Annotated in this window: 9 protein-coding genes and 6 pseudogenes; 13 read left to right on the top strand and 2 right to left on the bottom strand. The window is 65.2% G+C overall.

Going from position 1 to position 13339, the window contains the following annotated elements; genetic code table 11:
* Positions 1–104: 104 nt before the first annotated feature.
* Together CKW46_RS26370 and CKW46_RS26365 are read left to right on the top strand one after the other, a co-directional pair.
* A pseudogene (locus CKW46_RS26370) lies at positions 105–1157 on the top strand (ISAs1-like element IS2404/ISMul1 family transposase); the annotation flags it as partial.
* Positions 1158–1301: 144 nt separating this feature from the next.
* Positions 1302–2505 (top strand): annotated as a pseudogene (locus tag CKW46_RS26365) (ISAs1-like element IS2404/ISMul1 family transposase).
* Here CKW46_RS26365 and CKW46_RS26360 read toward each other — a convergent pair.
* Positions 2502–2831, bottom strand: coding sequence for a cellulose binding domain-containing protein (locus CKW46_RS26360; protein WP_252872353.1), 330 nt, complete (start codon positions 2829–2831; stop codon positions 2502–2504). The pseudogene CKW46_RS26365 and the gene CKW46_RS26360 sit on opposite strands and share 4 nt — an antisense overlap.
* Before the next feature lie 313 nt (positions 2832–3144).
* Between CKW46_RS26360 and CKW46_RS26355 the strand changes: the two are divergent.
* The 7 genes and pseudogenes from CKW46_RS26355 to CKW46_RS26325 form a co-directional block, all read left to right on the top strand.
* Positions 3145–3448, top strand: a pseudogene (locus CKW46_RS26355) (hypothetical protein).
* 107 nt (positions 3449–3555) lie between these two features.
* Positions 3556–4329, top strand: coding sequence for a M15 family metallopeptidase (locus CKW46_RS26350; RefSeq protein WP_482053483.1), 774 nt, complete (start codon positions 3556–3558; stop codon positions 4327–4329).
* Positions 4330–4389: 60 nt separating this feature from the next.
* Entirely contained in the window at positions 4390–5202 is an 813-nt protein-coding gene (locus CKW46_RS26345; protein WP_020785905.1) for a class I SAM-dependent methyltransferase, read from the top strand.
* Between the two features lie 125 nt (positions 5203–5327).
* Positions 5328–6906 (top strand): annotated as a pseudogene (locus CKW46_RS26340) (methylmalonyl-CoA mutase family protein).
* Positions 6907–7344 carry a cobalamin B12-binding domain-containing protein gene (locus CKW46_RS26335; RefSeq protein ID WP_015357218.1) on the top strand — a complete coding sequence of 146 codons (438 nt, stop codon included), beginning with the start codon at positions 6907–6909 and terminating at the stop codon, positions 7342–7344.
* Positions 7329–8285, top strand: a complete 957-nt coding sequence (locus CKW46_RS26330; protein ID WP_012396332.1) for an LLM class F420-dependent oxidoreductase — start codon at positions 7329–7331, stop codon at positions 8283–8285. Before CKW46_RS26335 ends, CKW46_RS26330 begins: the two co-directional genes overlap by 16 nt.
* Before the next feature lie 47 nt (positions 8286–8332).
* Positions 8333–8920 (top strand): annotated as a pseudogene (locus tag CKW46_RS26325) (CoA transferase); the annotation flags it as partial.
* On the opposite strand, the pseudogene CKW46_RS26320 reads toward CKW46_RS26325, so the two are convergent.
* Positions 8882–9052 (bottom strand): annotated as a pseudogene (locus tag CKW46_RS26320) (2Fe-2S iron-sulfur cluster-binding protein); the annotation flags it as partial. The pseudogenes CKW46_RS26325 and CKW46_RS26320 sit on opposite strands and share 39 nt — an antisense overlap.
* Positions 9053–9182: 130 nt before the next feature.
* Between CKW46_RS26320 and CKW46_RS26315 the strand changes: the two are divergent.
* The 4 genes from CKW46_RS26315 to CKW46_RS26300 are packed head-to-tail and all read left to right on the top strand — an operon-like array spanning position 9183 to position 13322.
* On the top strand, positions 9183–10586 hold the full coding sequence (locus CKW46_RS26315; protein ID WP_015357216.1) for a class I adenylate-forming enzyme family protein: 1404 nt from the start codon (positions 9183–9185) through the stop codon (positions 10584–10586).
* Positions 10564–11469: an acyl-CoA dehydrogenase family protein gene (locus CKW46_RS26310; protein WP_015357215.1), complete on the top strand. Its 906-nt coding sequence runs from the start codon at positions 10564–10566 to the stop codon at positions 11467–11469. The genes CKW46_RS26315 and CKW46_RS26310 overlap by 23 nt, the downstream gene beginning before the upstream one ends.
* Positions 11456–12553 (top strand): acyl-CoA dehydrogenase family protein, encoded by a 1098-nt coding sequence (locus tag CKW46_RS26305; protein ID WP_482052579.1) that lies wholly within the window; start codon positions 11456–11458, stop codon positions 12551–12553. The genes CKW46_RS26310 and CKW46_RS26305 overlap by 14 nt, the downstream gene beginning before the upstream one ends.
* 1 nt (position 12554) lies before the next feature.
* Complete coding sequence (locus CKW46_RS26300) at positions 12555–13322, top strand: enoyl-CoA hydratase/isomerase family protein (protein WP_117435902.1); 768 nt, start codon at positions 12555–12557, stop codon at positions 13320–13322.
* The last annotated feature ends 17 nt before the right edge of the window (positions 13323–13339 follow it).

Here is a 13339-nt window from a genome sequence, read left to right as displayed (position 1 = left end):
GGTTGATGATCTTTGGTGCCGCGCTATTGGGGCCGGAGTGTAGGCACGGGCTATCTGGAGAACGATCGAGTTGGTTACTGTTCGTCGTTGGTCTGGAGTTGCCCGTGCCTACCGTTTCAGTATTGCCTGTGTCGTCGGTTCCAGAGGTGTTCGACCGCTGGAGTCCTGGTGAGCGCAGCGAGCTCATCGGATCGGAGTTTCTCGATGTGTTGGCCTCGGTGCCAGACCCGAGGGACCCACGCGGTCGGAGGTATTCGCTGATGGCTTTGTTGGCGATCGCGGTTCTGGCCACTGCCGCGGGGATGCGCGGCTATGCTGGTTTTGCTACATGGGCGGCCACCGCTCCCGATGATGTGTTGGCCTAATTAGGGGTCCGGTTCCGGCGGCCCAGTGAGAAGACCTTTCGCGCTGTTTTGTCTCGGCTAGACCCCGCCGACCTCAACGCCAGGATGGGCAGTTACTTCACTGCACACGTGGCCAGCAGCGACCCCAGTGGATTGGTGCCGATCGCGTTGGACGGCAAGATGCTGCGTGGTGCTTTACGCGCCAAAGCGACAGCCACGCATCTCGTGTCGGTGTTCGCCCACCGTGCCTGATTGGTGCTCGGTCAACTCGCTGTCGCCGAGAAAAGCAATGAAATTCCCTGCGTACGTGCCCTGCTCACGCTGCTGCCGGGTAGCTTGCGGTGGCTGGTCACCGTGGATGCGATGCATACCCAGGTCGTCACCGCGAAGTTGATCTGCGCCACCTTGAAGTCGCACTACCTGATGATCGTCAAGTCCAACCAAGCCAAAATACTTGCGCGTATCACCGCGCTGCCCTGGGCCGAGGTGCCCGCAGCCGCTACCGACGACTCCCGCGGCCACGGCCGTGTCGAGACCCGCACCCTGCAAATCATCACCGCTGCACGAGGAATCGGCTTCCCCTACGCAAAACAAATCATCCGGATCACTCGTGAACGCTTGATCACCGCCACCGACCAGCGCAGCGTGGAGGTGGTCTATGCCATCTGCAGCCTGCCGTTCGAGCACGCCCGCCCTACCGCGATCATGACCTGGATGCGTCAACACTGGGGAATCGAGAACAGCCTGCACTGGATACGCGACGTCACCTTCGACGAAGACCGTCAAAGGGCACATACCGGAAACGGCGCACAGGCAGGGCTCCGGCGTTGTTGATTAGCAGGCTTGTGAGCTGGGTTGATGATCTTTGGTGCCGCGCTATTGGGGCCGGAGTGTAGGCACGGGCTATCTGGAGAACGATCGAGTTGGTTACTGTTCGTCGTTGGTCTGGAGTTGCCCGTGCCTACCGTTTCAGTATTGCCTGTGTCGTCGGTTCCAGAGGTGTTCGACCGCTGGAGTCCTGGTGAGCGCAGCGAGCTCATCGGATCGGAGTTTCTCGATGTGTTGGCCTCGGTGCCAGACCCGAGGGACCCACGCGGTCGGAGGTATTCGCTGATGGCTTTGTTGGCGATCGCGGTTCTGGCCACTGCCGCGGGGATGCGCGGCTATGCTGGTTTTGCTACATGGGCGGCCACCGCTCCCGATGATGTGTTGGCCTAATTAGGGGTCCGGTTCCGGCGGCCCAGTGAGAAGACCTTTCGCGCTGTTTTGTCTCGGCTAGACCCCGCCGACCTCAACGCCAGGATGGGCAGTTACTTCACTGCACACGTGGCCAGCAGCGACCCCAGTGGATTGGTGCCGATCGCGTTGGACGGCAAGATGCTGCGTGGTGCCTTTACGCGCCAAAGCGACAGCCACGCATCTCGTGTCGGTGTTCGCCCACCGTGCCCGATTGGTGCTCGGTCAACTCGCTGTCGCCGAGAAAAGCAATGAAATTCCCTGCGTACGTGCCCTGCTCACGCTGCTGCCGGGTAGCTTGCGGTGGCTGGTCACCGTGGATGCGATGCATACCCAGGTCGTCACCGCGAAGTTGATCTGCGCCACCTTGAAGTCGCACTACCTGATGATCGTCAAGTCCAACCAAGCCAAAATACTTGCGCGTATCACCGCGCTGCCCTGGGTCGAGGTGCCCACAGCCGCTACCGACGACTCCCGCGACCACGGCCGTGTCGAGACCCGCACCCTGCAAATCATCACCGCTGCACGAGGAATCGGCTTCCCCTACGCAAAACAAATCATCCGGATCACTCGTGAACGCTTGATCACCGCCACCGACCAGCGCAGCGTGGAGGTGGTCTATACCATCTGCAGCCTGCCGTTCGAGCACGCCCGCCCTACCGCGATCATGACCTGGATGCGTCAACACTGGGGAATCGAGAACAGCCTGCACTGGATACGCGACGTCACCTTCGACGAAGACCGTCAAAGGGCACATACCGGAAACGGCGCACAGGTCCTAGCAACGCTACGCAACACCGCCATCAATCTGCACCGCCTCAACGGCGCCGACAACATCGCCGAAGCCTGCCGGATCACCGCTTTGACCGCCAACCGCCGCCTAGACCTCCTCAATCCACAATTCCCCAGCTCACAAGCCTGCTAATCAACAACGCCGGAGCCCTGGGGTGTTAGGACGTAATGCGTTCCCGATTGGGCCAGCTTGCTGCTCCACGAATTTGTCACAGATTCCTCGGCGGGCAGGTCGAATTCGAGCTTCCAGTCCGCCAACTCGGTCGCGCCGGGATTGGCGATCCGGTAGTTGGCGACGAAGCTGGTGTCCCATTGTGACGTCACCGCCAGCGTTGCGGTTATCGCTGCCGCGTGTGCGGTGGGGGCGGCGAGAAAAGCGGAGCAGACCAGGACAAATGCCGCGACGACAGCGTGAAGCGCGGGGCGCCGGTGGCGCTCGTTGCGATTCTCGTCGGACATCGCGCCAACGGTATAGTTCGATTAGCAACATATGTAATGGCGGTGTTTGAAAGCTGCGGTATCTTCGCCCAACCGAAACCCCGGCGAAATCTTGCGCCTTTGTTGGCTGGCTGGCTGGCTGGCGGCGTGCGATGTCCGTTGGCTCGAAGACACTGGATCCAAGAGTTTTCGGTGACTTTCTGCTCTTGTCCCCCGTGATGGCTGGTTGAGGATTGAATGGTGGTGTCGACAGCTCGACCGCGACCGACAAGTCCGCTGACGCGCCCGACATGTCGACATTCCCGGCCCGCTCAACAATCACAAGGAGAAAGAGATGAACGCGATAGCGCACCGGCAGCACGCGGGGCACGACCATTCGCATGGCGACGGTTGCGGACATGTCGCGATTCCGCATGGTGATCACGTCGACTATCTGCACGACGGTCATCTGCACCGGCGCCACGGCGATCACTTTGACGAATGTGAATCCGGCGACGGCCACTGCGTGCATGACGGGCCGTGATCACACTCACGGCGATGGCTGCGGCCACGTCGCCGTTCCCCACGGCGATCACGTCGACTACATCCATGACGGATGCCGGCATGCCGCCCACGATGGGCACTACGACGAACATTGATCGGCCGCTGATCGCCGAACACCGTCGGCGATAAACGTGAGAACGGGCTGACCCGACGTAGCCTCGGTGCGGTGAGCAGTATTGCCGATGCACTCCATAGCGGCCCATTGCGAAGGGTTGGCGCCGCCGCTGCCCTCGTCGCCTGCGGTATCACCGCCGCGCCGTCGGGTGTGTGGACGAGTCCCGGCGGGTCATCGATCCCATCGCCTCCGGTGGTCACCTCGGCCGTGCGAGCCGTCGCGACAACGGCCAGCGTGCCGGCCGGGTCCGTCCCACCGGTCAGTGCCGCCGCGGCTGCGGCCGGCCTTGTCGATGTGCGCAGTGTCGTTCCCGACGCCATCATCGACCTGCGCTACGCGACCACCAATAACTTCACCCGCACGCAGCTGTATCCCGCCGATGCCCGATGTCTGGTGCACGAATCGATGGCGCCGGGGTTGACGGCCGCCGCGGCGGCGCTGCGCCCGCAAGGGCAGGCGCTGGTGTTCTGGGACTGCTACCGACCGCACGATGTCCAGGTCAAGATGTTCCAGGTGGTCCCGAACCCGGCCTGGGTGGCGCGTCCGGGTCAATACGCCCGCAGCCACGAGGCGGGCCGCTCGGTTGACGTGACCTATGCCAGCGTGTCGCCACAATGCCCGCCCCAGCGGCAGATCAGCGGAATCTGCCTGGCCGACATGGGCACCGACTTCGATGACTTCTCGGCGCGGGCCAAGGCATTCGCCACCGAAGGGGTTAGTGAGGCGGCCCAAGCCGGCCGTAAACGGCTGCGCGACGCGATGAACTACGGCGGGTTGAGCGTGTACTCCGGTGAGTGGTGGCACTTCGATGGCCCGGGGGCGGGGGTCGACCGGCCGATCCTCAATACTCCGGTCGACTGACTGTCTCATATAATGAGATGGCTGTCTCACTGTTTGATTTAGGCGGGTAGGCTCCGGTTCATGAACGACGAACGCCGAGCCGTCTATACTCATGGGCATCACGAGTCGGTGCTGCGTGGGCACCGTCAGCGCACGGTGGCCAACTCCGCCGGCTACCTATCGCCGCATCTTCGTGCGGGGTTGTCCGTGCTCGACATCGGTTGCGGCCCCGGGACTATCACCGTCGACCTCGCGGCGCGCGTGGCGCCCGCTACGGTGACGGCGGTGGAGCCCACCGATGCGGCGCTGAACCTGGCCCGTGCCGAGGCGCAGCGATGCGACGTGTCCAATGTCGCGTTCGTGACCTCCGATGTGCATGCCCTGGACTTTCCCGATGACGTGTTCGACGTAGTCCATGCCCACCAGGTGCTGCAGCACGTGGCCGATCCGGTGCAGGCGCTGCGGGAGATGAAGCGCGTCTGTGCGCCCGGCGGGTTGGTCGCCGCGCGTGACGCCGACTACGCGGGGTTCATCTGGTACCCGCAACTTCCGGCCCTGGACCATTGGCTACAGCTCTATCAGCGGGCGGCGCGTGCCAACGGCGGTGAGCCCGATGCCGGCCGGCGGCTGCTGTCGTGGGCTCGTCAGGCGGGCTTTGCTGACATCACGCCGACCGGCAGCATGTGGTGCTACGCGACCGACGAGATGCGTGCCTGGTGGGGCGGAATGTGGGCCGATCGGATTCTGCGTTCGGATCTGTCTGCCCAACTGCTGGGCTCCGGGATGGCCAGCGCCGCAGATCTGGAGGCGATTTCGCAGGCTTGGCGCGACTGGGCCGCGGCACCGGATGGTTGGCTGGGGATTCCCAACGGCGAAATTCTCTGCCGGGTGTAGCCGCCGCGCCCCGTCGAAGCCGCGCACCCCGGCCGGCTCTGGAACCCCCCTCGCTCTGAGCCCGTTTATGCTGGTCAACTGAGTGGTATTGGCATTCTCGTTTTTTGCAAGTACGTTATTCATCGATGGATGATGTGACCCAGACTGCATCGGGCATCCCAGTTGCGCCGGTCTACGGCCCTGGGGACCGCACGGCGGAGCCGCCGTCTCCGGGGGAGTACCCCTTCACCCGCGGCAACTTCGCGTCGGGATACCGAGGCAAGTTGTGGACGTTTCGGCAGTACTCCGGGTTCGGCACCGCCGAGGAGTCCAACCGCCGCTACCGCTATCTGCTGGACCAGGGCGGGACTGGGTTATCGGTGGCGCTCGACCTGCCCACCCAATGTGGATTCGACTCCGACGACCCAGACGTCGCCGAGGAAGTCGGCCGCGTTGGCGTCGCGGTCGACACCCTGGCCGACGCCGAAATCCTGTTCGAGGACATCCCGCTGGACAAGATCAGCACCAGTTTCACCATCAATGGCACGGCGGCGATTCTGCTGGCGTTCTACGTGGCCGCCGCCGAGCGAAAGGGAGTTCCGCGCGCCAAGCTCACCGGGACGATCCAGAACGACATCCTCAAGGAGTACGCGTCGCGCGGGACCTGGATCTGGCCGCCGGAGCCCTCGCTGCGGCTGATCGCCGACACGATCGAGTTCTGTGCGGCCGAGGTCCCGAAATTCAACGCCATATCGGTGGCGGGAGCCCATTTTCGTGACGCCGGGGCCACCGCGGTACAGGAGATGGCATTCACCCTCGCCGACGGAATCACCCACTGCGACACCGTCGTTGCACGCGGTCGGATGACCATCGATCAGTTCGCCCCACAGATCTCGTTCTTCTTCTACACCCACGGCGACTTTTTCGAGGAGATCGCCAAATACCGTGCGGGACGACGGCGCTGGGCGACGCTGATGCGCGAGCGATACGGCGCCAAGACGGACAAAGCGGCGATGTTCCGGTTCGGCTGCGTGTGCGGCGGCGCGTCGCTGTATGCACCGCAAGCGCAGAACAACCTGATCCGCGTCGCCTACGAGGCGATGGCCGCGGTGTTGGGCGGGGTGCAGTCGATGTTCACTGCGGCCTGGGACGAGCCGTTTGCCCTGCCGACCGAGGAGTCCACCACTTTGGCGCTGCGCACCCAGCAGATCCTGGCCTATGAAAGCGGCGTGACCCGCGTCGCCGACCCGCTTGGCGGCTCCTACTTCGTAGAGGCGCTCACCGATGCCACCGAGGCTCGGATCATCGAGATCATGGACGACCTGCGGCGCCACGGCGGGATGGTCAGCGCCATCGAGGATGGATATCTGCAGGGCCTGATCGCCGACGAGGCCTTCCGAACGCACAAGGACATCGAAGCGGGTGTTCGACCCGTCGGTGGGGGTCAACAGGTTTGTCTCCGGGGACGCCGAACCCGACATCGTCACCTACGAACTCGACGCCGAAGGCCGTGACCTTCAGCTCAAGCGGCTCGCCAAGGTCAAGGCTGGAAGAGACAGCGACGCAGTGCAGTCCACCCTCGCCGCGCTCGCGCGAGGCGCCGGAGGAGCCGACAATCTGATGCACAGGCTGATCGACTGCGCCAACGCATACTGCACGGTCGGTGAGATGGTCTGCGCCCTCAAGGCGGTGTGGGGCGAATTCCAGCAACCGGTGGTGTTCTAGATGGCCGCCCGGATCCTGGTCGCCAAGCCCGGTCTCGACGGTCATGACCGCGGCGCCAAGATCGTCGCCCGCACGCTGCGCGACGCCGGCTTCGAGGTGATCTACACCGGCATCCGGCAACGTATCGAAGACATCGCCTCGATCGCCGTTCAAGAAGATGTGGCCGTGGTCGGCTTGAGCATCTTGTCGGGTGCCCATCTGGCCCTGACGGCACGCACCATCGAGGCCCTGCGCGACGCCGATGCCGCCGACATCGCCGTCGTCGTCGGCGGGACCATCCCGCACTCCGACGTGCCCAAGCTGCTGGCCGCCGGTGCGGCGGCGGTGTTTCCCACCGGAACACCGCTGGATGACCTGGTGCGCGACATCCGCGCGCTGACCGGCGACGCGCAAACCGCACCGCAACCGTCCATGGAGGAACCGTGCGTGTCGGAGTGATGATCGGCCCCGAGCGCGGGGATTCGGGCCGCAAGGTGGGCCGGATGCTGGCCGATATCGACTGGGCGGAAACAGCCGGCCTGGATAGCGCGTGGATTCCCCAGATTCCCAATGACTTTGACGCACTGGTCGCCGTGACCCTGATGGGAACGCGGAGCAGCCGCATCGAGCTGGGTACCGCCGTAGTGCCCCTGCAGACGCAGCACCCTATTGCGTTGGCCCGGCAAGCTCTGTCGGTGCATGCGGCCACCGGTGGTCGCCTGGTGCTGGGCGTCGGACCGTCGCACCATTGGATCGTCGACGACATGCTCGGGCTGCCCTACCAGCGGCCCGCCGCCTACACCCGGGACTACCTCGAGGTCCTGGCCGCGGCCTTGGCCAACCCCGGGCCCGTCGACGTGGAGAACGACAGCTTCCGGGTGCACAACCCGCTGGATCTGGCCGCGGTGGCGCCCCTGCCGGTGCTGGTCGCAGCGCTCGGGCCGGTGATGTTGACCCTGGCCGGCGAGCGAGCGGACGGCACCGTGCTGTGGATGGCCGACGAACGTGCGGTGGCCGAGCATGTGGTGCCCAGAATCTCCAAGGCCGCTGACAATGCCGGCCGCCCGGCTCCGCGCATCGTCGCCGGCATCCCCGTTTGCCTTTGCGGCTCGAGTGAAGTCGAGGTAGCGCGTGATCGCGCCAACCGGATTCTGGGGGAGGCCGAGGTTTCGCCGAACTATCAAAGACTGCTCGGATACGGCGATGCCAAAGACGTCGGTGATATCTGTGCGGCCGGCGACGAGGACGCGATCCTGGCTCGATTCCGTCGCTTCGCCGAGGCCGGTGTGACCGACCTGTCGGTGCGGCTGCTGCCGATCGGCGACAATCGTGAAGAGCTGGTTGCCTCCAAGCGTCGCACCCGAGACATGATTGCCACGCTGGCGACGGAGGTGCGGTGACCGCCGCGGGCCCGCTGACCGGCATTCGGGTCATCGAGGTCGGCACCATGCTGGCCGGCCCTTACACCATATTGCTGCTCGCCGACCTCGGCGCCAAGGTCGTCAAGATCGAACCGCCCGGCGGTGAGATCTCACGCACGGTCGGTGAGAGCTACTTCGCCAGCCTCAACCGCAACAAGTCCGGCCTCTGTCTGGATCTGAATTCCGAAGTGGGACAGCACCGGCTCGCCGAGCTGGCGGCCGACTCCGATGCGCTGGTGGTCAACCTGCGACCGTCGTCGATCCGCCGACTGGGGTTGACCTACGAAGCGCTGCGGCGGTTCAACGAACGCATCGTTTGCGTGGCGATCACCGGTTATGGGTTGCATGGCGGCGACGATCCGGCCTTCGACTACGTGATCCAGGCCGCCGCCGGAAGTGCCGCGCTGACCGGTGAACCCGGCGGTCCGCCGACCCTGCCCGGGTATTCCTCGGCGGACAACTCCACCGGGATGTGTGCAGCGCTCGTAGCGCACCGTGATCGGTGCGGTATCGGGTATGCCCTGACAGGTCAAGATGTAGCCGTCGGCCACCTCGCTGTCGTCAAGAGCGTCGTTGACCAGCATTGTCGCGCTGCCCTCCGTGAGGCGGGCCAGGCAGGTCCCGCAGTTGCCGGCCTCGCAGTTGAAAGGCGGGTCCAGCCCCGCTCGTCGTGCGCTTTCCAGCAGGGTCTCGCCAGGCACCAGCGGCACCGATGCCCGCCTACGGTCGAGGTAGATCGTCACCATGCCCGGTTCCGCCATGACCGCCCTTCCTGCGCCCCCACTGATGTACTTGCGTTCTTCTCTATTGAGAATACTATTCTCATCAGGAAATAGGATATTCTCAGACTGTCGTGACCGCCGGGAAGGACGAGACGTGACCGAGCCGGCCGCGCTCGTGTTCGAGGATCGGGGCTTTAGCCTGCCCGGGCTGGGGGCGATGGCCGACGGCCTGGCCGCGGCGCTACGCAAGCAAGGCGTCGTCGCGGGCGATCGGGTGGCGGTGATGTCGTCCAACCGGCCGGAGTTTGTCGCCGTGCTGAACGCCATCTGGTGTCTGGGCGCCTCGGCGGTGCTCATCAGCCCCGCCTGGAAGCGCGCCGAGGTGGATCATGCCCTCGCCCTGACCGGCCCCGCCCATGCCGCCGGGGATCACCCGGTGCTGGCCGGTCTGATGCCGATGCTGCACCTGGATGAGCCGATCACCCCCGCGGCACCGCTACCGGGCGCGCCGCGCCGTGCTGGCGATGCGCTGTTGGTGTTCAGCTCGGGCACCACCGGCCTGCCCAAGGCGGTCCGGCACACCCACGCGTCGCTGAACGCGGCCATTGGCCACTGGCGTGACGCGCTGGGGCTGACCGAGCGCGACCGCATTCAGATCGTCACGCCGCCCTCGCACATCCTCGGCTTGCTCAACATCGTCACCGCGTTGCGGACCGGCGTTCGGGTGCGTCTGCATCGCCGGTTCGACATCGACCAGATGCTGGCACACATCGAAAGCGACCGGATTACCGTGGAAATGGCGGTCGCCCCCATAGCTTTGGCGATGGCGTCGCATCCCAACCTCGAGTCCTACGATTTGTCGTCGCTGAGGTTCATCATGTGGGGCGCCACGCCCGTGAGTGCGGGCATCGCCGAGACGGTGACGAACCGGACCGGCATTGGCTGGGTGCCCGCCTACGGCACCACCGAGCTACCCGTGATCGCCTGCAGCCCGCTGCGGGGCGCCCGGCTCGACACCGTCGGACGTGTGCTGCCGGGCGTGGACCTGCGGGTGGTGTCGACCGAAACCGGTGAGCGGGTGGGCCCCGGTGAGGTCGGCGAAATCCAGGCGCGATCGCATTCACTGATGGCGGGCTATCTGCCGGCGGCCGCCACGGCCGAGGTCATGTCGCAGGGTTGGTATCGGACCGGAGACATCGGCTCGCTGGATGCCGCCGGCTGGCTGCGCGTCACCGACCGGCTCAAGGAGATGATCAAGGTTCGCGGTTTCCAGGTTGCCCCCGCCGAGATCGAGGCGGTTCTGCACGGCCATCCCGCGGTCCGGGATTGTGCGGTATTCGGGGTGCCGGACGGAGCCAACGGCGAAGCGGTAGTTGCCGCTGTCGCGGCCCGAACACCCGTCGACGCCGCCGAGTTGCGTGCCCGGGTGGCTGCCTCGCTCGCGTCTTACAAGCGGCTCTCGCGGATCGTGTTCGTGCCGGATATCCCTCGACTGCCCTCCGGAAAGGTGTTGCGCCGAGCGCTCAAGGAGCTCTATGGATGTACGTCTGACAGCTGAACAACGGCAACTGTGTGACGCGGCGGCGAAAATGGCCGACGATCTCGGTCCGGCATCTGTGCAGGATCTGGCTGACGAAGCCCGAATCGCCAAGCTGGATAGGCAGATCGAGGCGTCCGGGTGGAGAGCGTTACGTTCCGACGGCGCCTCCGGTGTCGAGGTCGCGATTGTGGCAGAAGAATTCGGGCGCGGGCTCGCCGATGCGCCATTCCTGGGACCCGTGCTCGCCGATGACCTGGCCCGGCAACTGAACTCAGACTCCGGGCGCGCGACGACGGGCGTCGGCGGCCGGGCGATAGATGCGCGCGGACATCGGCGCGCACTGGTGCTCTCGGGTACCGCCGTGCTGTCCGCAGATCTCGATGTTGCGGGAGCGGGCGCGGACCTGACGCGACTGGACGCGGGGTTGCTGGGACAGCCGGTGGCGGTCGGTGAGGTATCCGCCGATGCCGCGCAGCGCTGGTATGCGCTGGCTTTGGTCGCCACCACCGCAGACCTGGTCGGAGACGCCCGCGGCGCGCACGCCCTCGCCTGTGACTACGCGAAGATTCGCGAGCAGTACGGCAAAGCGATCGGGTCCCATCAAGCGATCGCTCATCTGCTGGCGGAGAACCTGGCGTTGATCGAGGGTTCGGTGAGCGTGCTGCGCCATGCCGCTTGGGCGGTGGACGAACTCGAGCCGGCGCAAGCCGTGCAGGCCGCCCGGATGGCAAAGGTGTACTGCGCGCGTGCCAGTCGAACCGTCTGCGAAACCGCGGTACAGGTGCACGGTGGCATCGGCAATACCTGGGACTGCCTGGTGCACGTTTACCTGCGCCGGGCGTTGACATCAACCGAGTTGTGGCCGGTGAGCTTGCAGGAGGTCGGTCGTGGACTTTCGTGATTCACCGCACGAGGCGGTCTTCCGGCAACGCCTGCGAAACTGGTTTTCGGTAAACGCCGATGACTTTCGCGGATCGGGGGACCAATATTGGGCCCGGCAGGCGCACTGGCACCAGGCCCTCTACCGCGAGGGATTCTTCGGGCTGTCGTGGCCACGCGAATACGGGGGCAGGGAGCTGGCACCGGTCTATGACGTGATCGTCGACGAAGAGTTGGCCCGTGCCGGTGCGCCACCGCGCCCCAGCGTCGGTTACCTGGTCTTCGGCATCGGCCGACACGGCAGCGACGCACTGCGGCAACGGTTTCTGCCCGGCATCATCGACGGGACCGAGCGCTGGTGTCAGGGGTTCAGTGAGCCCGGTGCGGGTTCGGACCTGGCCGCGCTGACCACCACCGCCACTCGTGTCGGTGACGATTATGTGGTGCATGGTCACAAGATCTGGACCAGTTACTCCGACGTGGCCGACTGGTGTCTGCTGCTGGCCCGAACCGAACCCGGTGCTAGCCGGCACCGAGGCTTGTCGGCATTTGTGGTCGCCATGAAACAGCCTGGTGTGCAGCAACGTCCATTGCGGATGATGAACGGAGTCACCAAGGAGTTCGGCCAGGTGTTCTTCGACGGCGCCACGGTGGCGGCCGACCGGATGGTCGGCGCCCCAGGGGATGGCTGGGCGGTGGCGATGACCGTGGTCGGGCACGAACGTGAACCGTCCACCCTCGGTTACGCCGCCCGCTACAACAAGCTCGTCGCAGAGCTGTTGGCGCGCAACCATGCCCAGGGGCATCCGGTCAGCGACGAGCTTGCCTGGGCCGCGGTCCAAGCCGAGATGCTGACTCATCACGTGCGGCGCCGGTTGTCCGAACAGCTCGACGGGGTGTCGCACGGACCCGAAGGCTCGCTGGACAAATTGCTGATGACCTGGGTGGAACAGTCTGTCGGGCATGCCGCGCTCGGCATTGGTGGCACGCATGATCCCGAGCTGTTCGGCGCCTACCTGTACAGCCGTGCGCAAAGCGTGATGGGAGGCACTTCACAGATACAGAAGAACATCAGCGCATCGCGCATTTTGGGATTGGGAGTCTGACATGTATGACATGCCAACAGAAATCGACGTTCGCGCCGAGGGGGCGCTGCGCATCATCACCCTGAACCGGCCCGATGCGCTCAATGCGGTCAACGACAATCTGCATGTTGGGCTCGCAGGGCTGTGGCGGCGGTTGAGCGAGGATCGCAGCGCGCGCGCCGCGGTGCTCACGGGCGCCGGGCGAGCCTTCTCGGCCGGCGGCGATTTCGCATATCTGGCCGAACTCGCCCAAGACGACGACTTGCGGGCGAAGACCATCGCGCATGGCCGAGACATCGTGCTGGGCATGGCCCGCTGCCGGGTGCCGGTGGTGGCGGCGGTCAACGGCCCGGCGGTGGGGCTCGGCTGCAGCCTGGTCGCCCTGAGTGACATCGTCTACATCGCGCCGGATGCCTATCTTGCCGACCCACATGTGCAAGTGGGTCTGGTCGCCGCCGACGGCGGTCCGTTGACCTGGCCATTGCACATCAGCCTGATGCTGGCCAAGGAATACGCGTTGACCGGTCAGCGGATTGCCGCGCAGCGCGCCGTCGAGCTCGGCCTGGCCAACCATGTGGCCGCCGATCCGGTGGCCGAGGCGGTGGCGTGCGCCCAGCGGATCATGAAATTGCCTCAGCAGGCGGTCGAAAGCACCAAACGGGTGCTCAATATTCACCTCGAGCGGGCCGTGCTCGCCAGTCTGGACTACGCGCTGTCGGCCGAGCACCAGTCGTTCACCACCGAGGACTTTCGCTCAATCGTGACCAGGTTGACCGCTCCGAAGAACTAGCCGGACCCGCCCAGCTT

This window comes from Mycobacterium liflandii (assembly GCF_022354805.1).
Lineage (GTDB): Bacteria > Actinomycetota > Actinomycetes > Mycobacteriales > Mycobacteriaceae > Mycobacterium > Mycobacterium marinum.
This window is presented reverse-complemented; position numbering and strand designations above follow the sequence as displayed.